The 18,111-nt window shown below is 54.9% G+C and carries 21 protein-coding genes; 16 read left to right on the forward strand and 5 right to left on the reverse strand.

All coding sequences use genetic code 11. The annotated features are described in order from the left end of the window. Window positions 1-96 precede the first annotated feature (96 nt). From NSS88_RS11005 to NSS88_RS11050, 10 genes are all read left to right on the forward strand, one after another. A complete protein-coding gene (locus NSS88_RS11005) occupies window positions 97-945 on the forward strand; it encodes a DUF72 domain-containing protein (protein ID WP_049624159.1) in 849 nt (282 codons plus the stop codon). 23 nt (window positions 946-968) lie between these two features. Then, window positions 969-1,856, forward strand: coding sequence for a sulfite exporter TauE/SafE family protein (locus tag NSS88_RS11010; protein WP_033016335.1), 888 nt, complete (start codon window positions 969-971; stop codon window positions 1,854-1,856). 20 nt (window positions 1,857-1,876) lie between these two features. Then, window positions 1,877-3,259 carry a bifunctional metallophosphatase/5'-nucleotidase gene (locus NSS88_RS11015; protein WP_049624160.1) on the forward strand — a complete coding sequence of 461 codons (1,383 nt, stop codon included), beginning with the start codon at window positions 1,877-1,879 and terminating at the stop codon, window positions 3,257-3,259. Between the two features lie 61 nt (window positions 3,260-3,320). Further along, a complete protein-coding gene (locus NSS88_RS11020; RefSeq protein WP_033010377.1) occupies window positions 3,321-3,623 on the forward strand; it encodes a YunC family protein in 303 nt (100 codons plus the stop codon). A gap of 52 nt (window positions 3,624-3,675) precedes the next feature. Continuing rightward, on the forward strand, window positions 3,676-4,422 hold the full coding sequence (gene yunB, locus NSS88_RS11025) for a sporulation protein YunB (protein WP_033016333.1): 747 nt from the start codon (window positions 3,676-3,678) through the stop codon (window positions 4,420-4,422). Between the two features lie 630 nt (window positions 4,423-5,052). Next, window positions 5,053-6,249 (forward strand): ABC transporter substrate-binding protein, encoded by a 1,197-nt coding sequence (locus NSS88_RS11030; RefSeq protein WP_049624161.1) that lies wholly within the window; start codon window positions 5,053-5,055, stop codon window positions 6,247-6,249. 105 nt (window positions 6,250-6,354) lie between these two features. After that, window positions 6,355-7,233 carry a branched-chain amino acid ABC transporter permease gene (locus NSS88_RS11035; RefSeq protein ID WP_033010381.1) on the forward strand — a complete coding sequence of 293 codons (879 nt, stop codon included), beginning with the start codon at window positions 6,355-6,357 and terminating at the stop codon, window positions 7,231-7,233. A gap of 16 nt (window positions 7,234-7,249) precedes the next feature. After that, window positions 7,250-8,224, forward strand: coding sequence for a branched-chain amino acid ABC transporter permease (locus tag NSS88_RS11040; protein ID WP_033016332.1), 975 nt, complete (start codon window positions 7,250-7,252; stop codon window positions 8,222-8,224). Continuing rightward, the gene (locus tag NSS88_RS11045; RefSeq protein ID WP_033016330.1) at window positions 8,199-8,978 is read left to right on the forward strand and encodes an ABC transporter ATP-binding protein; all 780 of its coding nucleotides are present in this window, start codon (window positions 8,199-8,201) and stop codon (window positions 8,976-8,978) included. Before NSS88_RS11040 ends, NSS88_RS11045 begins: the two co-directional genes overlap by 26 nt. A gap of 1 nt (window position 8,979) precedes the next feature. Beyond that, the gene (locus tag NSS88_RS11050; protein ID WP_049624153.1) at window positions 8,980-9,687 is read left to right on the forward strand and encodes an ABC transporter ATP-binding protein; all 708 of its coding nucleotides are present in this window, start codon (window positions 8,980-8,982) and stop codon (window positions 9,685-9,687) included. Window positions 9,688-9,746: 59 nt separating this feature from the next. Here NSS88_RS11050 and NSS88_RS11055 read toward each other — a convergent pair whose 3' ends face one another. Further along, the gene (locus NSS88_RS11055; RefSeq protein WP_233434063.1) at window positions 9,747-10,703 is read right to left on the reverse strand and encodes a M23 family metallopeptidase; all 957 of its coding nucleotides are present in this window, start codon (window positions 10,701-10,703) and stop codon (window positions 9,747-9,749) included. Between the two features lie 196 nt (window positions 10,704-10,899). Between NSS88_RS11055 and lipA the strand changes: the two genes are divergently transcribed. Further along, window positions 10,900-11,796, forward strand: a complete 897-nt coding sequence (gene lipA / locus NSS88_RS11060) for a lipoyl synthase (RefSeq protein ID WP_033010386.1) — start codon at window positions 10,900-10,902, stop codon at window positions 11,794-11,796. 186 nt (window positions 11,797-11,982) lie between these two features. On the opposite strand, the gene NSS88_RS11065 is transcribed toward lipA, so the two are convergent. Beyond that, the gene (locus NSS88_RS11065) at window positions 11,983-12,669 is read right to left on the reverse strand and encodes a YhcN/YlaJ family sporulation lipoprotein (RefSeq protein WP_341084504.1); all 687 of its coding nucleotides are present in this window, start codon (window positions 12,667-12,669) and stop codon (window positions 11,983-11,985) included. 112 nt (window positions 12,670-12,781) lie between these two features. Between NSS88_RS11065 and NSS88_RS11070 the strand changes: the two genes are divergently transcribed. Further along, window positions 12,782-13,057: a YutD family protein gene (locus tag NSS88_RS11070; RefSeq protein WP_055358896.1), complete on the forward strand. Its 276-nt coding sequence runs from the start codon at window positions 12,782-12,784 to the stop codon at window positions 13,055-13,057. 34 nt (window positions 13,058-13,091) lie between these two features. Here the strand turns inward: NSS88_RS11070 and NSS88_RS11075 are convergent, their stop codons facing one another. Beyond that, complete coding sequence (locus NSS88_RS11075; protein WP_033010390.1) at window positions 13,092-13,376, reverse strand: hypothetical protein; 285 nt, start codon at window positions 13,374-13,376, stop codon at window positions 13,092-13,094. A gap of 57 nt (window positions 13,377-13,433) precedes the next feature. Beyond that, window positions 13,434-13,703: a DUF3055 domain-containing protein gene (locus NSS88_RS11080; RefSeq protein WP_049624155.1), complete on the reverse strand. Its 270-nt coding sequence runs from the start codon at window positions 13,701-13,703 to the stop codon at window positions 13,434-13,436. A 94-nt stretch (window positions 13,704-13,797) separates the two neighbouring features. Here NSS88_RS11080 and NSS88_RS11085 point away from each other — a divergent pair, with 94 nt between their 5' ends. Together NSS88_RS11085 and NSS88_RS11090 are read left to right on the forward strand one after the other, a co-directional pair. Next, window positions 13,798-14,268: a DUF86 domain-containing protein gene (locus tag NSS88_RS11085; RefSeq protein WP_049624156.1), complete on the forward strand. Its 471-nt coding sequence runs from the start codon at window positions 13,798-13,800 to the stop codon at window positions 14,266-14,268. Beyond that, window positions 14,265-15,035 (forward strand): TIGR01457 family HAD-type hydrolase, encoded by a 771-nt coding sequence (locus tag NSS88_RS11090; RefSeq protein ID WP_033016323.1) that lies wholly within the window; start codon window positions 14,265-14,267, stop codon window positions 15,033-15,035. The genes NSS88_RS11085 and NSS88_RS11090 overlap by 4 nt, the downstream gene beginning before the upstream one ends. Before the next feature lie 145 nt (window positions 15,036-15,180). Here the strand turns inward: NSS88_RS11090 and NSS88_RS11095 are convergent, their stop codons facing one another. Next, window positions 15,181-15,678: a phosphatidylglycerophosphatase A family protein gene (locus NSS88_RS11095; RefSeq protein WP_055358898.1), complete on the reverse strand. Its 498-nt coding sequence runs from the start codon at window positions 15,676-15,678 to the stop codon at window positions 15,181-15,183. Window positions 15,679-15,967: 289 nt separating this feature from the next. On the opposite strand from NSS88_RS11095, the gene yutH reads away from it, so the two are divergent. Together yutH and NSS88_RS11105 are read left to right on the forward strand one after the other, a co-directional pair. Then, window positions 15,968-16,969 carry a spore coat putative kinase YutH gene (gene yutH, locus NSS88_RS11100; protein ID WP_055358899.1) on the forward strand — a complete coding sequence of 334 codons (1,002 nt, stop codon included), beginning with the start codon at window positions 15,968-15,970 and terminating at the stop codon, window positions 16,967-16,969. A 144-nt stretch (window positions 16,970-17,113) separates the two neighbouring features. Beyond that, window positions 17,114-18,088: a 2-hydroxyacid dehydrogenase gene (locus tag NSS88_RS11105; RefSeq protein ID WP_341084510.1), complete on the forward strand. Its 975-nt coding sequence runs from the start codon at window positions 17,114-17,116 to the stop codon at window positions 18,086-18,088. Window positions 18,089-18,111 lie beyond the last annotated feature (23 nt).

An 18,111-nucleotide genomic window follows, 5' to 3' on the forward strand; every position in this document is an offset into this window, starting at 1 on the left:
CCTTAGAGCAACGTGCCAATAGTCGTTTTGATTTCATGGCCGACCTGCTTATGGTATAGTTAAAATATCTGAAAGCTGAATAAACTGGTGATGGCCATGATTTATATTGGACTGACCGGCTGGGGCGATCATGACAGTTTGTATCCGCCGGGCCTTGCTGCGAAGGACAAACTGCCGGAATATGCGGCCCATTTTCCGACGGTCGAGGTCGATTCGTACTTTTACGCCATTCAACCGCGGGCGAATGTGGAAAAATGGATTCGGGAAACGCCGCCGCCGTTTCAGTTTATCGTGAAGGCATACCAAGGAATGACCGGGCATGAGCGCGGCCCGATTCCGTATGAAAGCAAGGAAGCGATGTTTGCCGCGTTTCTGGAATCGATCGCGCCGTTTCAGGAAGCGGGGAAATTGGCGATGGTGCTGTTTCAGTTTCCGCCGTGGTTTGACTGTCGGCGCGAGCATGTGGCGTACTTGCGCTGGACAAAAGCGCGGATGGGGGAGGTGCCGGCGGCGCTCGAATTTCGGCACCAATCGTGGTTTTCGCCGCGCTTTTATGAAAAAACGCTTCACTTTATGGAAGAAGAAGGGTGGATTCACACAATTTGCGACGAGCCGCAGGCGGGGGAAGGGTCGGTGCCGACCGTTTTGCATCCGACCGACCGGGAAAAGACGCTCATCCGCCTGCACGGACGGAATGTTCACGGCTGGAACAAGGCGACGGCCGGCGAGAACTGGAGGGTGGTCCGCTATTTATACCGGTACAATGAGCGCGAGCTGCGCGAGTGGGTGCGCCATATAGAGGTATTAAAACAAAAAACGAAACAGATTTACGTGCTGTTTAACAACAACTCCGGCGGCGATGCCGCCGACAACGCCAAACAATTGATCGATTTGCTTGGCATTGAGTACACGGGCCTTGCGCCGCGGCAGCTTGGTTTGTTTTGAAGCGAGAAAGAGGGGGATGGAGGATGGCGTATGCGTTGCTTGTCTTGATCGGCTTTATCGCGGGGACGGTCGGCAGTTTGGCCGGCCTTGGCGGCGGGGTGATCATCGTGCCGTCGCTTCTGTTTTTCGGCGCGCTCGGCTGGCTGTCGGCGGTGACGCCGCAAGTGGCGGTCGGCACGTCGCTTGTCGTCATTATTTTCAATGGCTTATCGTCCACATTGTCGTATATGAAAGACAAAATGGTCGACTATCAAAGCGGCTTGCTCTTTTGCCTTGGCAGCGTTCCCGGGGCGGTCATCGGCGCTTGGGTGAACAATACGCTGAGCGCCGCTCATTTTTCATTGTATTTTGGGCTGTTTTTAATCGCCATGTCGCTCTTTTTGTCGCTGAGTCAAAAGAAAACGAAGCGTTCGGCTGACGAGACGGCGGCGGCGAAAGAAAACGGGGCCGAACGAACAGCGGCGGAGCAGGCGCGGCCGGCGCCATGGTGGCGACGGCGTGTTGTGCGAATGTACACGGACCGAAACGGCGAGGTGTTCACATACGGCTATCAACCGCTCATGGCGGTCGCCATCGCGTTTGTGGTCGGCTTTTTCGGCGGGTTGTTTGGCATTGGCGGCGGCTCGCTCATGGTGCCGGCGATGATCGTGCTGTTTCGCTTTCCGCCCCATGTGGCGGTGGCGACGTCGATGTTGATGATTTTTTTGTCCTCGCTCGTCGGTTCACTCACCCATGTCGCGATGGGAAATGTGCAATGGTCGTTTGCCCTTGCCCTCATTCCCGGCGTATGGATCGGCGCGAAAACCGGGGCGTGGATCAATAAGCGGATGCCAAGCCGGATGCTTGTCGTCGTGCTGCGGCTAGTGCTTGTACTGCTCGGGGCCCGGCTTGTATGGGAAAGTTTGGCGTAATGGAAGGAGGGGCGCGCGTTTTGAAGCAAACTATCTACATTTATCATACGAACGACGTGCACAGCCATTTTGAACATTGGCCGCAAATCGTCCGCTTTTTGTCGGAACGGAGACGGGAACATCGCGCTCGCAACGAGGCGATGCTGTTGTTTGACGTCGGCGATTTTCTCGATCGCGTGCACCCGATTACCGAGGCGACGCGTGGAAAAGCGAATGTGGACTTATTGAACGATCTTCACTATGATGCGGTGACGATCGGCAACAACGAAGGGATCACCCTTGATCATGATGAACTGGATACGTTGTACGAACAGGCTCGGTTTCCGGTCGTTGTCGCCAATTTGTTTCGCCGCGATGGCGTGCGGCCGCATTGGGCGCTTCCGTATGTCGTCATCCCGGCGACGGAGACGTTTCGCATTGGGGTGGTTGGCGCCACCGCTCCGTTTTCTCACTTTTACGAGCTGCTCGGCTGGAAGATCGTTCCGCCGTTTGACATGTTGGCAGCGGCGGTGGAGGAAGTGAGGCAAAAGGCCGATTGCGTCGTTGTGCTGTCTCATCTTGGGGTGAATGAAGATGAAAAAATCGCTGCAACGATTCCGGGCGTGGATATTGTGTTGGGCGCTCACACCCACCATGTGTTTCCAGAAGGTAAGGAAGTAAACGGTGCGCTTCTTTGCGCGGCTGGGAAATACGGACAATATGTCGGTGTCGTTAAGCTGGAAGTGGAAGGGCGACGTCTTGGGCGGGCGTCTGCGAAGGTGTTGGATGCTGGTGTGATGCCGTTTTCCGAAGAAGTGGCGTGCCGCCTTCGCTCCCTTGAACAGAAAAGTTTGGCGCGGCTTGAAGCGGAACAAGTCGCCGTGCTCCATGATGACTTGCCGCTTGACTGGTTCGCTCCGTCGCCGCTTGCCCGTTTGCTTGCGTCTGCGCTGCGCGAATGGTGCCAGGCGGACATCGGGATGGTGAACGCCGGGGTGCTGCTTGAACCGCTTGCGAGAGGACCGGTGACGAAAAAAGATTTGCATCGCATTTGCCCGCATCCGCTCAACCCGTGCAAGGTGAAGCTGCGCGGCGCGGAGCTCAAAGAGATTATCCTTGAGGCCAATACGGAACGGATGAAGCATTTTCGTTTTAAAGGGTTTGGCTTCCGCGGCGAAGTGATGGGAGAAATGGTGTACGACGGCGTCGAGATCGAAACGGAGCTGGAAGAAGACGGCGCCTGGCATATCCGCGCCATTCGAATCAACGGCGAGCCGCTCGAGCCGGAGCGCACCTATGACGTGGCGACGACCGACATGTTTGCCATTGGTCATTTTTATCCGCAAATTCAGCGGGCAGCGGAGAAAACGTACTATATGCCGGAGTTTTTGCGCGATCTTCTCGCCTGGAAATTGGCCCAATAGGCAGGCACTTCTTTTTCCATGCTTCATACATTGGAGTATGGAAAGGAGAGTGACTGCGGCGATGGTGGAAGTCAAGCCGATTATCATTGAGGGACATCCGTTTGTCGCGGTGTCCGTCCAGCTGCCGAAAACGAACTTGCTGGCGGTGGCGAGTGAAAAAGGGTACATCATGTGCGGGGCGCTCGATGTGGCGTTATTGAACGAAAAGCTGCGCGACCGCGGCATTGTCGCCGGACGGGCGGTCGGGGTGCGCACGGTCGAGCAGTTGCTTGAGGCGCCGCTCGAATCGGTGACAGTCGCCGCCGAGGAGCTTGGCATCAAACGGGGAATGAAAGGAAAAGACGCGCTGTTGAAAATGCGGTGAAAAAATCCCTCCTTGCAAGCATACATATAGCTTGTAAAGGAGGGATTTCATTTTGCTGCGCCCCCGATTTGTGCGGAGAGGGCCGCTTCCGTTCCGCTACGTGTTTTTATTGACATTCGTTTTTTTTATGTTTTCCACAGCGGCCGGGCTTTGGATCGTGAATAAAGGCATTGAGCCGATGCTGATGGAAATTGCGGAAACGGAAACGAAGCGGATTGCCAACTTGGTGATCAATAACGCCATTGAGCAGCAGTTTCAAAAAGACAACCCTGAATTTCGGCAGCTGGTCACGGTTCAAAAGGACGAAAGCGGCAAAATTGTGTCGGTCGATTTTGACACCGCGGTGATCAATCGTATCTTATCGGAGACGGATGATCATGTGATGGAAAGCTTAAAGGCGGCGACAGAAGGACGGATCGAACGGATGGTGCTGCCTGAGGTCGAATCCGGCCAAGGGGACAGCCGCGGGATCATTTACTATATCCCGCTCGGCCAAGTGACGAACAACGTGCTGCTCGCCAACCTCGGCCCGCGCATTCCGGTGCAGTTTCAGATCGTTGGCAATGTCGAATCGGAAGTGACGAAAGAAATTCGAGCGTATGATATTAACAGTTTTTTTATTGAAATTGATATTCATGTATCGGTCGACATCCAGGTCGTCATTCCTTTTGCATCGAAAATTTCCAATGTGACAACAGATATTCCAGTTGTGATGCGCTTTATTCCGGGAGAAGTGCCGCAATTTTACAACAAAAACGGCGGTCAAGTCGGCCCGTCCATCCAGCTTCCGAAGCGGTAGTGGGAAAGGCTGTCAATGTGCGCCTCTAAAAGGCCGGCGACTGTCATCTTCCTAAATCGATCGTTCTCGTTCGACTGTCGAAGGCAAGCCAAGGCGTGACGGAGGATCGAACAACCGCCTGCTTCACAGACCCATATATGGGTCTTTAAGCGGCGTTGTTCGGTCGCCCGACAGTCGATCAAATACTCGGGTAAAAGCTGCAAATGGCAAAGCTTCAAATTGCATCTATATAGTTCCGTTAGGTTGACGGGTGCCCGTCAGCCGTTGGGAATGGTTTTTACAGAAACATGGAAATGTTATGCAAAAAAAGTGTTCTTCTCGGCGAAGGGGCTTTGGCTGTTTCTCTGGCGTTTGTCAAGAGGAAACAGCTTTTTTGTTTTTTAAATAGAAAACAACTAGACGAGTTGGTTCGAATTTTGTAATATTATATTAAATTGAAAATAATTTTATTATTTATATATCAGTTTGAGAGGGGGGATGAACGGCCGGCATCGGAAGGCATGCATCAGTTTGCGGCGCCATCCGGCGCGGCGCACGAGCGCACAAGGCATACGGACTCTATCGATATAGTATGCAGAAAAAGGTGTGCGCTCTGGTGACAGAACATTTTGAACAATGGGGGAACAAGAAATGAAGAAAAAAAGAGCAGCAGGTGTCTTTTTCTCATTGATGCTGACGGCGGGTCTTTTGGCCGGCTGCGGCGGCAACCAGCAAGGAGGCAGTTCTTCAGGCGGAAACAGCGGCGGAGGCGGGGGCGGCGATGTGATTAAAATCGGCGCCAACCTTGAGCTGTCCGGCGGGGCCGCGTCATACGGCCAGTCGATTGCGGAAGGGCTCGACTTGGCGCTTGAGGAAATCAACAAAGAAGGAATCAACGGCAAAAAGCTGGAGTTGGTGAAAGTCGACAACAAATCGGAAGCGGCCGAAGCGACGAACGGCGCGATCAAGTTGATCAGCCAGGATAAAGTCGTCGCCATCATTGGCTCGGCGACGAGCACGAACACGCTCGCTCAAGTGCAAATTGCCAATGACAATAAAGTTCCGATTATTACACCGTCTGGGACGAGCGAAACGGTGACCGTCAAAGATGGCAAAGTGAACGAGTTCGTCTTCCGGACGTGCTTTATCGACCCGTTCCAGGGAACGGTGGCGGCCAAATTTGCGCTGAACGACTTGAAAGTAAAAAAGGCGGCTGTTTTGATCGACAGCGCGAGCGACTATTCGAAAGGGCTGGCGGCGTCATTTAAAGAAACATTTACAGCCGGCGGCGGCCAAATTGTTGCCGAAGAAGCGTATGTGGCGAAAGACACCGACTTCCGCGCCACGCTGACGAGCATTAAATCGGCCAATCCGGAATTTTTATTCTTGCCGGGCTACTATGAAGAAGTCGGTTTGATCGTCAAACAAGCGCGAGAGCTTGGGTTGAACATCCCGATCATGGGCGGCGACGGCTGGGATTCGCCAAAACTGATTGAGCTTGCTGGCAAAGACGCGTTGAACAATACGTACATTACGAACCATTATTCGTCGGGCGACCCGGATCCGAAAATTCAAGAATTTGTCAAAGCGTTCCAAGCGAAATACAATAAAGCGCCGGACGCCTTTAACGCCCTTGGCTACGATACGGCATACTTCTTGGCGGATGCCATCAAACGGGCTGGCAGCGCCGATCCGGTGAAAATTAAAGACGCGCTGGCGCAAACGAAAGATTTGCAGCTTGTCACGGGAACATTTACGGTCGATCAAAACCACAATCCTGTCAAATCGGCCATTATTTTGGAATACAAAGACGGGCAGCAGCAATTTAAAACAAAAGTGAATCCGTAATAAAAGGCTGGATGGATGCGTGGACAGAGGAGGCCCCTAAGGGGCGCCCTCCCATCCGGCATTTCTTTTGGCCAACGACGAGTTTTCGTTAAGGAGCGTGCAATCATGGAACTCATTCAACAGCTGGTCAACGGCATTTCGCTAGGCAGCATTTATGCGCTCATCGCGCTTGGCTATACGATGGTGTATGGCATCGTCCGGCTCATTAACTTCGCCCATGGCGACGTCTTTATGATTGGTTCATTCGTCGGCTTTTACGCTGTGACGATGCTCGGCGTCGGTTTTTTCCCAGCGCTGTTGTTGGCGATGGCCGCCTGTGCCGTGCTCGGGGTAGTCATTGAGCGGATTGCGTACAAGCCGCTGCGCAACGCGACGCGCATTGCTGTGCTCATTACAGCGATCGGCGTATCGCTGCTCATTGAGTACGTCATCATTTATTTGCGTGGGGCGCAGCCGGAAGCGTATCCGAGCACGTTGCTGTCAGATCGGAACTTGGAGCTGTTTGGCGTTGTCATCAGCAGCCAGTCGCTGTTCATCCTCGGCACGTCCCTCGTTTTGATGGTCCTTCTTCAGTTCATTGTTCACCGGACAAAAATCGGGAAAGCGATGCGCGCCGTCTCTCATGATGCGGAAGCGGCCCGGTTAATGGGAATCAACGTCGACAATACGATTTCGGCCACGTTCGCCATCGGTTCGGCGCTTGCGGGGGCGGCAGGCGTTATTTTCGGCATTTATTATACAAAAATCGAGCCATTGATGGGCATTCTTCCCGGATTAAAAGCGTTTGTCGCCGCCGTGTTGGGCGGAATCGGCATCATTCCGGGAGCGATGGTCGGGGGGCTTTTGCTTGGCGTCATCGAATCGCTCGTCAGCGGGCTCGGCTACTCGCTTTGGCGCGACGGAGTGGCGTTTGTCATTTTAATTCTCATCCTCATTTTCCGGCCGGCCGGATTGTTTGGCAAGAACGTACGAGAAAAAGTGTAAAGGATGGTAGGGAACAATGGCAACTTGGAAGCGGACGAGTGGATTTTGGGTTTCCGTCATACTGGCCTTCTCCTTTTTCGTTGTTGTCGAGTGGCTGATTGCAAGCGGAACGTTAAACATCTTTTATGTGAATACCCTCTTTTTTATGGCGATTAATGTCATTTTGGCCGTCAGCCTTCATTTAATTATCGGGATCACCGGACAATTTTCCATTGGCCATGCCGGTTTTTTCGCCGTTGGCGCCTATGCCTCCGCGATTATGACGATGAAGCTGCAGCTGCCGTTTGCGGCCGGCGTTTTGGCTGCCGGGGTGGCGGCGGCGCTCGCCGGCCTCATCATCGGCGTGCCGAGCTTGCGTTTAAAAGGCGATTATTTGGCGATCGCCACGCTCGGCTTTGGCGAAATTGTCCGCATCGCGCTCTTGAACATCGATTACGTCGGCGGGGCGAGCGGCATGACGGTGACGCATATGACGACATGGCCGTGGGTGTTCGCCTGCCTGTTTGCCACCATTTTGGTGATCGCCAACTTCACGAACTCGACGCACGGACGGGCGTGCATCTCGATCCGCGAAGATGAAATCGCCGCCGATGCCATGGGGATCAACACGACGTATTACAAAGTGGCGGCGTTTGTGATCGGTTCGTTTTTCGCCGGCATCGCCGGAGCGCTGTATGCGCACCACTTTTACATTATTCAGCCATCGAACTTTGGCTTCCTGAAATCGTTCGACATTTTGATTTTCGTCGTCCTCGGTGGGCTCGGCAGCCTATCCGGCGCGGTGGTGGCCGCGGTGTTGCTGACGATCGTTTCGACGTTCTTGCAAAACTATCCGGAAACGCGGATGATCATTTACAGCATCGTCTTGATTTTGGTGATGCTGTACCGTCCAACCGGGTTGATGGGGACGAAAGAACTATCTTCGCTCTTCAAATGGCGGAAGGCAGCGCAGGGAGGAATGAATCATGGCGGCAAAAACACCGTTGCTTAAAGCAGAAAACGTCGGCATCCAGTTTGGCGGGCTGAAGGCGCTCTCCGGTGTGACGATGGAGCTATATCAAGGGGAGCTTGTCGGGCTCATCGGCCCGAACGGCGCGGGGAAAACGACGCTGTTTAACTTGTTGACGGGCGTGTATGTGCCGACTGACGGGCGGATTATGCTTGACGGCGAGACGTTGAACGGACTGCCGCCGTATAAAATTACGCGCAAAGGGATCAGCCGGACGTTTCAAAACATTCGCCTGTTCGGCGAGCTGTCGGTGCTCGACAATGTGAAAGTCGCCTACCATGCGCATGCCCGCCATTCGATCGCGAGCTCCATTCTCCGCCTCCCGTCCCATTTCCGCGGGGAAAAGGAAATAGAAGAAAAGGCGATCGAGTTTTTGAACATTTTTCAGCTTGACGGCGTCATGCACGAGAAAGCGAAAAACTTGCCGTACGGCCAGCAGCGCCGGCTTGAGATCGCCCGGGCGCTGGCGGCGCAGCCAAAAGTGCTTTTGCTTGACGAGCCGGCCGCCGGCATGAACCCGCAAGAAACGAAAGAATTGATGAACTTGATCGCGTTTATCCGCGAACGGTTTGCGTTGACGATTTTGTTGATTGAGCATGATATGTCGCTTGTGATGGGCATATGCGAGCGCATTTACGTGTTGGACCACGGCCAATTGATCGCCCACGGCACGCCGGAACAAGTGCGCAGCAACCCGAAAGTGATCGAGGCTTACCTTGGCGAGGAGGTGTCGTGACGTGTTGAAAGTGGAGGCAATCGATGTGTTTTACGGCAACATTCATGCCTTAAAAGGCGTATCGCTTGAGGTGAACAAAGGCGAGATCGTCACGCTGATCGGCGCAAACGGCGCCGGCAAAACGACGCTGCTAAAAACGATCTCCGGCTTGTTGAAGCCGAAAAGTGGCGACATCGTCTACGAAGGGGCTTCGATCGCCGGCAAGGCGACGCAAACGATCGTCAAGCAAGGCATTTCCCACGTGCCGGAAGGGCGGCGCGTGTTCGCCAATATGACGGTCGAGGAAAACTTGGAGCTTGGCGCGTTTTTGCGCAAAGACAAAGACGGCATTCAACAAGACTTTGCCAAAGTCTTTCAGCTGTTCCCGCGCCTCGAGGAGCGGCGCAAGCAGCTGGCCGGCACGCTTTCGGGCGGCGAGCAGCAGATGCTCGCCATCGGCCGTGCGCTCATGGCGCGCCCGAAGCTGCTCTTGCTTGACGAACCGTCGATGGGGCTCGCGCCGCTGCTGGTGAAGACGATTTTCCGCATCATTCAGGAAATCAACGAATCGGGAACGACGATTTTGCTTGTCGAACAAAACGCCCACATGGCGCTCTCCATCGCCGACCGCGCCTACGTCATCGAATCCGGGCGCGTCGTCCTGTCGGGGGCGGCGAGCGAGCTGCAGGCGAGCGAGCAAGTGAAACAGGCGTATTTGGGCGGGCATTAACGAAAGCAGAAAGACGAAAAGAGGCCGACATCGGCCTCTTTTTTGTCCAGCCGCCGCTGCTAGCGGCGCCGCTGTTGCTGCCGCTCGGCCCGCTCCCACGCTTTCAAGTGCGGATACGGGTCAAACGCCCACTCCGTATAGCCGTTGTCTTTGTACATGCCGTAATGGAGGTGGGGCGGGAACTTTCCAGCGGTGCCCGGCGGTCCGTAGCCGGAGCTGCCGACCGAGCCGATGATCGTGCCCGGCTCGACGATTTGCCCTTCGCGAAGCCCGGCGGCAAAGCCGTTCAAATGGGCAAAATAATGGTACGTGTTGTTGATGTCGCGGATGCCGACGCGCCAGCCGCCGTATTTATTCCATCCTTTCAGTTCGACAATGCCATAGCACGTCGAGCGGACCGGCACGCCGTAGCCGGCGAAAATGTCGGTTCCTTCATGAATGCGGCGCCCGCCCCAGCCGCGCGCATCGCCCCACGTGTCGCGGTAGCTGTAATTCGCCCGCAACGGGAGCGGAAAGACATGGTCATCCAGTTTCAATGTCTTGTATTTTTTGTAAATCTTCACTTTTCCTAAAATCAAATCCACCGTTTTGGAACGCTGGTAATAGTTCCAAAGCGCGATTTTAATATGGCGATGATCGATACCGTATGTCTGCAAATAGCTTGCCATGGCCATGATGACGTCGTCGTCGTCATCCGCCCGCGCCTTGCCGTCCCCGTCTCCGTCCACACCGAGCCCGCCAAACTGGGAAATCGTAAACGGGTTCGTATCGTGCGGATTTTTGTTCAGCGGTCCGGCCCATACGTCCGGTTTCATATAAATGCCGAGGACGCCGGTTGGTTTTGGCAAGTCGCGGCGCGCTTGCCGGATGTTCCGTTCATACTGGTCGATGGCGGCAAAGTAATACCATGGAATGAGCGAAACCGCCTCCGCTTTTTTATACAGCTCCATGCGCTGTTCGTATACTGCGTCGTCGTTTTCCGCCGCGGAAGCCGCGCTGGCCGCTATGAACAACACCGTCGCCACCCATAGGGCGACAAACCATCGGTGCACGTGGAATCCCCCCTTTTCGCCCATTTCATATGTTTAGTTTGGGGAGAAACAGGCGATTCATAAATGTTAAAAAGAGGAAAGCGGCTTATTTTTTTGTGTTTTTTCGCGTTTTTCATTTATAATGAAAATGGAACAATCCTCGACAAGTGGAGTGAGAACGATGGCAACAAACGAAGAACATGTCCGCAAGCCGGACTGGCTGAAGATTAAACTGAACACGAATGAACATTATATCGGATTGAAGAAGCTGATGCGGGAAAATCGTTTACATACTGTGTGCGAAGAGGCGAAGTGCCCGAATATTCATGAGTGCTGGGCGGTAAGGCGGACGGCGACGTTTATGATTTTGGGCAGCGTCTGCACGCGCGCCTGCCGCTTTTGCGCTGTCAAAACCGGGCTCCCGACCGAGCTTGACTGGCAAGAGCCGGAACGCGTCGCTGAGTCGGTGCGCATCATGAATTTAAAACACGTCGTCGTTACGGCCGTCGCCCGCGATGACCTCAAAGACGGCGGGGCGGCGGTGTTTGCGGAAACGGTGCGTGCCATCCGCCGGAAAAATCCGTTTACGACGATTGAAGTGCTGCCATCGGATATGGGCGGCGTGTATGAAAACTTAAAAACGCTGATGGACGCCCGTCCCGATATTTTAAACCATAACATCGAAACGGTGCGCCGTCTGACGCCGAGAGTGCGCGCCCGGGCGACGTATGAACGCTCGCTTGAGTTTTTGCGGCGCGCGAAAGAACTGCAGCCGGACATTCCGACGAAATCGAGCATCATGGTCGGCCTTGGGGAAACGAAAGAGGAAATTATCGAAGCGATGGACGATTTGCGCGCCAACCATGTCGACATTTTGACGATCGGCCAATATTTGCAGCCGACGAAAAAACATTTGAAAGTCGTCAAATATTACCATCCGGACGAATTCCAAGAGCTGAAAGAAATCGCGCTGAGCAAAGGGTTCAGCCATTGCGAGGCCGGTCCGCTCGTCCGTTCGTCGTACCATGCCGACGAGCAGGTGAACGAAGCGGCGAAAGCGCGGCAGCTGAAGGCGTGAAGATGGCAGGCGCCCGGGCTTGCGGAGTCAAAGCCGGCGTCCGCCCCCCTCGCTGCCGCCAAACAGCCTGCGAGGGGAGATGCGGGCATCGCGCCCAGGCGGCAAACACTTTGACTGGCGGCTTTTGTTGCCGGAAAAAAGAAACGGTCGAGCCTCTTTAAGAAACAGGCAGACCGTTTTCTTTCGCTACCGTCCGGCCGGCGTCGGCCGCGGCGTGCCGTCGCGGAAGTTGCGGTCGAGGTGGTCGTTTGTCTCGTTGATCATTTCGCCGTTTTCATTTTCCCCGTCGCTCAGCTTTTTCCCTTGCGGATATTTCAACATCCGCTGAATCGTGGCATCGAGAAGTTGGTCGATATTGCGCGTGTTCGAATCAAGGAGCCCGAAGCGCTCAATGTCTTTCATCAGCTGTGGATTGTCGGCGATATACACATGGTAGTAGCGGGGAACGACGGACAGCGCTGTCTTTTTCACTTGGTCGGCGGTTTGCTGCCGATTTTTTGTGTCGGCGTCATAGACGACAAGCACCTCTTCATCGGTGACGAGCGTGGCGACGTCGTTGACGCCCGGCAGCTGCGTGCACAGTTTGCTGATTAAATCGGCGGCTTGCTCGCGGTTGAACGACGGCATGTCGTTATAGCCGTTTGCATCGCCGAGGATCGGGCTTTTTTGATGGCGGACGTAGCCGAAGTTGTTCATCGGCGTGTCATTGCCGTTTGGCACCCCGTTTTCGTTGTACAGCTCATTGCGGTCGGTCACATTGATCGTATTGCCGCTCCGTTTGTAGACGTCGGTGTTTTCGTCCTGCGCCGTCTGCGCGCAGCCGGCCAGGGCGATCGCCGTTCCGAACGCGGCGGCGATCCAACATCGGTTCATCGTCAGCCCCCCCCTCGCTTTTAGGGTGGCACGCGGTTCGCTGTTTGATAACAGTAATTGATTGGGTGCGGTTCATCGTTTATGATGAAAGTGGAAAGGCGAGGTGAGAGCGGTGATTTGCGTTAACAACCATTGTTATGAACTGGTTGAAAACGTCAAAAACGCGTTTAACGAAGAGGCGTTTCGCGCCCGATACGCCGATATTTTAGGGAAGTACGACTACATTGTCGGCGATTGGGGATACAATCAGCTTCGCCTGCGCGGGTTTTTCGATGACCATAACCAAAAGGCGACGTATGATACGAAAATCAGCACGCTGTCCGAGTATTTGTATGAATATTGCAATTTTGGGTGCGCCTATTTTGTGTTGCGCAAGGTGAAGCGGTAAAGGCGGCAGCCGCCCGCTGCCGGGCGGCTGCACGTCATTCGCCTTCGTTGTATGGAAACTGCTCGCTTTGGCGCGGGTCGTCGTGCGGCGGATGGGAGGCCGGATCGCGCCTTGGAATGTTTTGGTGAAACGATTTGAACTCATAGTTGAAGGCGCTGTAATGGCGCTGCCCTTCCTTCCACGGCGTGCTTTTGTTCTCGACCAGGGCGTCATCGCGGCGCGGCGAGCCGTACGGACCTTCCGGGAATTCTTCGGCGGTTAAAAAGTTGCGCTGTTTTTCGACGACGGAAAAGTCGGCATATTGTTCTCGTTCCGCCATTCGTCTCACCTTCCTTGCTGTCGGGGTGTTTCATAAGATGTCCAAAACCGAGGAAGGTTATGAAAGGCATTCGTCCAAAAAGGCGCGCAGCTCATCGGCGTCTTGTTCGCTGAGTGCATAGGCGCGTTCGATATAGCCCGGCTCCTCCAAATCGTCGCGGCCAAGAATGGCAAACCGGTTGCTTTGCAAATCCAGCACCAAATATTTCCCATAAAAGCGGTCAGTTTCAATTAACGCCAAATCGAACCGCTGCCGCTCGCCGACAAAGCTGACGAACCGGACCGCTGCCTCGACCGTATCATCGTATAAGTAAAACCGTTCCCTCATCTCCATTCCTCCCTTTATTTTTCGCCTATGTCCATCATAGCAGACGAACGGCGAAAAAGGGAGGAAGGCGGGGAAGAAAAAAGGAGGACGAGCCATGTATTTTGTCGACCAAAACAAATTGGAAGAGCGGCTTCGCTGCATGGAGCAACTGATGGCGCACTACAAAGCGCAGCGCCACTGGGACGGCGCGCTTGAGCAGCTGGCGCTCGAGCGGATCGCTCATGTCCTCATCGAGGCGGTGCTCGATGTCGGCAACGCGATGATTGACGGCTTTATTATGCGCGACCCGGGGAGCTATAACGACATTATTGACATTTTGACTGACGAGCAGGTGATTTCGGCTGAGGACGGCGAGCGGCTGAAAGCGTTCATCGCCCACCGGAAAGCGCTCGTCCAAAACTATACGAACGTCGATCACGCGAAACTGCTCGCGGATTTGAACGAACAGCTGCCGGCGCTTGAGGCGTACCCGAAGGCGGTGCGTCATTACTTGGAAAGCGAGCTCGGCCCGGTGTCGGCGTTTGGCAGCGAATCGATGGATGGAAAGGAGACTGACAACCGTTGAAACGATACAAAGGCTATTTGCTTGACTTGGACGGGACAATGTACCGCGGCACAGAATGCATCGCCGAGGCGCGCGAGTTTGTGAACGAGCTGCACCGCCGCAGCCTCCCGTATTTGTTTGTCACGAACAACTCGTCGCGCACGCCGGCGCAAGTGGCGGAAAAATTGCGCTCATTCGGCGTGCCGGCGGAAGAGAGGCATGTCTTCACAACAAGCCAGGCGACGGCGAACTACATTTTTGAGCGAAAGCCGGACGCGTCCGTTTATGTCATCGGCGAGGAAGGGATCCGCACCGCGTTGGCGGAAAAAGGGTTCCGCTTCGCTGGGGAGGACGCAGACGTGGTGGTCATCGGCATCGACCGCCAGCTGACGTACGAGAAGCTTGCCATCGCGTGCCTTGCCGTCCGCAACGGGGCGATGTTCATTTCGACAAACGGCGACATCGCCTTGCCGACCGAGCGCGGGCTGCTGCCGGGCAACGGCGCCATCACGTCCGTCGTCGCCGTTTCGACGCAAGTGAAGCCAACGTTTATCGGCAAGCCGGAAAACATCATTATGGAGCAGGCGCTTAAGGTGCTTGGAGTTCCGAAGGAAGATGTGTTGATGATCGGCGACTATTACGAGACGGATATTTTAGCCGGCATGAACGCGGGCATCGATACGCTGCTCGTCCATACGGGCGTCACGACGAAAGAGATGCTCGCCCGCTACGAACGGCAGCCGACCTATACGGCTGATTCGCTCCGCGAATGGATGGAGCGCCTGTAAAGCAAGAGGGGTGTCCCGAAAGGCTCGGGGCACCCTTTCTCATGACCGGGTGCAGCAACAAAGCCATCGATGCGAACCAACAAATCGTGTTTGGCTTGAGGGGTGCTGCTATTTCGTCTTTTGCATGGATGCTTCGCGCCGCCGCTCATTCGGCGTTGGCGGCTCGATGCGCCAGGCGGCTTGACGCCGCTGCGGCGATGGCGCCGACGATGTCGTCCAAAAACGTGTTGCATTTGCCGGTTGATTTGTCATTTAAATATTGCAAAATGCCCGGTTTTTGTTTGTCGATATAACCGTAGTTCGTAAACCCGATCGATCCGTACACGTTGACGATCGAAAGGGCCAAAATTTCGTCCACCCCGTACAACCCTTCATCGCGGCGGATGATGGATTGCAGCGGCTCGTCAAGCCGACCGTCCTCGGCGAGCTTGTCGAGCTGGATGCCGGTCAAAATCGCGTTTTGCACTTCGCGTTTCGAGATGACGCGGTTGACGTTTTCAATGCATTCGTCCATCGTTAAATCCGGATGGTATTTCGATTGCAAATAATAAACAAGCTCCGCAATTTTTTCCACCGTCACCCCCCGCTCCTCGAGCCATCGGCGGGCGGTTTGTTCCAGATTGTTCATAATGAATTCGCTCATGAACTTCACCTGTTTCTTTTAGAAAGTCGTTTTCTATATATATGTATCATGTCATAAATAAGTCCGTCATATAAAGAAAAATGCTCATCGGCTTTTTTGGCGCCCGCTGTCATATATAAAAAGTAGCCCTCTTTTTCCGCGGCCATGCGTTGGCTGATCAACATAGGCGCGTGAATGGGGCCGTTTCATGCTGGAGCGGAGGCGGAATCGGCTCATTGATGGGGCGGCGATGAGATGAAGGTGTGGAACGAGCGGAATTGACTGGTTTCGGCAAAAAGGAGGCGCGGCGATGGAAGAATGGGTGCGTGAACAGTATGGCATGCGCGTCGAGAGGTTGGAGCGAAGCGGACGGCATGCGGCCTTTTGGCATCGGCAGGAGCGTTTTTTACTCGTTCCCGCCGATGGGCAAAGCGAAGCGGAAATGGAAGAGCGCCAGCGAATGAGCCGCTATTTGCGGGCAAAAGGAGTGGACGGCGTCGGAGAACTGGTCAAAACGACGTCCGGAACGTATATCGCTTCCTATAATGGACAGCCGTTGGCGCTCGTTCGCGCTCCGCTTCCGGCGGCTCGCTTTCGTTCGCTCGGAAGGGAATTGGCGGTGATGCATGAATGCGGGAGAACATGTCCATGGCCGATCGTCGCCTGCCGGCGCATCGGCCAATGGCGGGAGCTGTGGGCGAAGCGGATCGATCAAATGGAGGCGTTTTGGTCGAGCAAGCTCGCTTCCGGGCCGTCGTCGCTGTTTGATCGTCTGTTTATCGAATCGTTCCCGTATTATTTAGGATTGGCGGAAAACGCGGTGCAATACGTGGCGGACACGGAGATTGACGAAGAACTAGGGCGCATCGATTACGCGGCATTTTGCCATGAGCGTCTCCCCGAGGCGAAGTGGGTTGGGGGGATCGAAGCGAAGCTGCCGACCGACTGGGTGTATGACCATTGCGCCCGCGATTTGGCGGAATGGGTGCGCCATTTGTACGAAAAGAGCGGACTTGGCTGTCAGCGGGCGGTGCGGCAGTTTTTTCAAGAGTATGAACATGCGGCGCCGCTGTCGCCGTTTGCTTGGAGACTCGTTTACGCCAGGTTGTTGTTTCCGCTTTCCTATTTTGAATGTGTCGAGGCATATTATATCGCTGTGGATGAGAGCGAACGGACAAGGCGGGAGGGGGAGTTGCGGCGCTTGCTCGATCGATCGCATGAATATGAACGATTTTTGGCCGCGTTTGCCAAGATCGCCGGCATCTCGAACCGCATCCGCCTGCCGGCGGTCGAGTGGCTGCCGCCGGCGTAACGCAGGGAAGACAGCTTCCCGCTTTTTTTGGCCCAAACGAAAAAACGACCGCTTCCCTGCCGTTAAACCCTAAGGACAACTTCCCGTTTTTTTTCGGCCAAAGTTGTGATAAGATTTAGAAAAAACGATGCGGGAGGCTGCACCATGACGAAGCCGTATGTATTCATTACGCGAAAATTGCCCGAGGACGTGGTCGCGCCGCTTTTGGCCATCGCTGAAGTAGAGATGTGGCCCCATGAAGATATGGCCGTGCCACACGATGTGCTCGTGGAAAAGGCGAAACGGGCGACGGCCATCTTGCCGATGGTGTCCGACCCGATCGACGAGGACGTGCTGGCGGCCGGTTCAGGGCTTAAAGTCGTCGCCAACATGGGCGTCGGCTATGACAACATTGACGTGCCGGCGGCAACGAAGCGCGGCGTTCTTGTGTGCAACACGCCGGATGTGCTGACCGATACGACGGCTGATTTGACGTTTGCTTTGCTGCTCGCCACTGCCCGCCGCCTTGTCGAAGCAGCCGAATTTTTGAAAGAAGGAAAATGGAAAAGCTGGAGCCCGTTTTTGCTGGCGGGCGCCGATGTCCATCATAAAACGATCGGCATCGTCGGCATGGGCAACATCGGGCAGGCGGTGGCGAAACGGGCGAAGGGGTTTGACATGAACATTCTGTATTACAACCGCTCCCGCCGTCCGGAGGCGGAAGAGAAGCTGGGCGCCGTCTACCGCCCGTTCGCCGATTTGCTTGCCGAGAGCGATTTTGTCGTCTGCTTGACGCCGCTGACCCGCGAGACGCGCCATTTGTTCAACCGCGAGGCGTTTCGGCAAATGAAAACATCGGCGATTTTCATTAATGCGGCGCGCGGCGCGGTCGTTGATGAACAGGCGCTTTATGAGGCGCTTGTCGCAGGGGAGATCGCCGCTGCCGGGCTCGATGTGTTTGAGAAAGAGCCGGTCGCCGCCGATCATCCGCTTCTGTCGCTTCCGAACGTTGTGGCGTTGCCGCATATCGGCAGCGCCACATACGAAACGCGGCGAGCGATGATGACGTTGGCGCGCGACAACATCATCGCTGTCTTGGAAGGCCGGTCGCCGTTGACCCCGGTGAACGAGCTGTCGTAAAACTTTTCATTGCCAAATGGCTG

The organism is Geobacillus sp. FSL W8-1251 (genome assembly GCF_038005945.1).
GTDB lineage: Bacteria > Bacillota > Bacilli > Bacillales > Anoxybacillaceae > Geobacillus > Geobacillus stearothermophilus.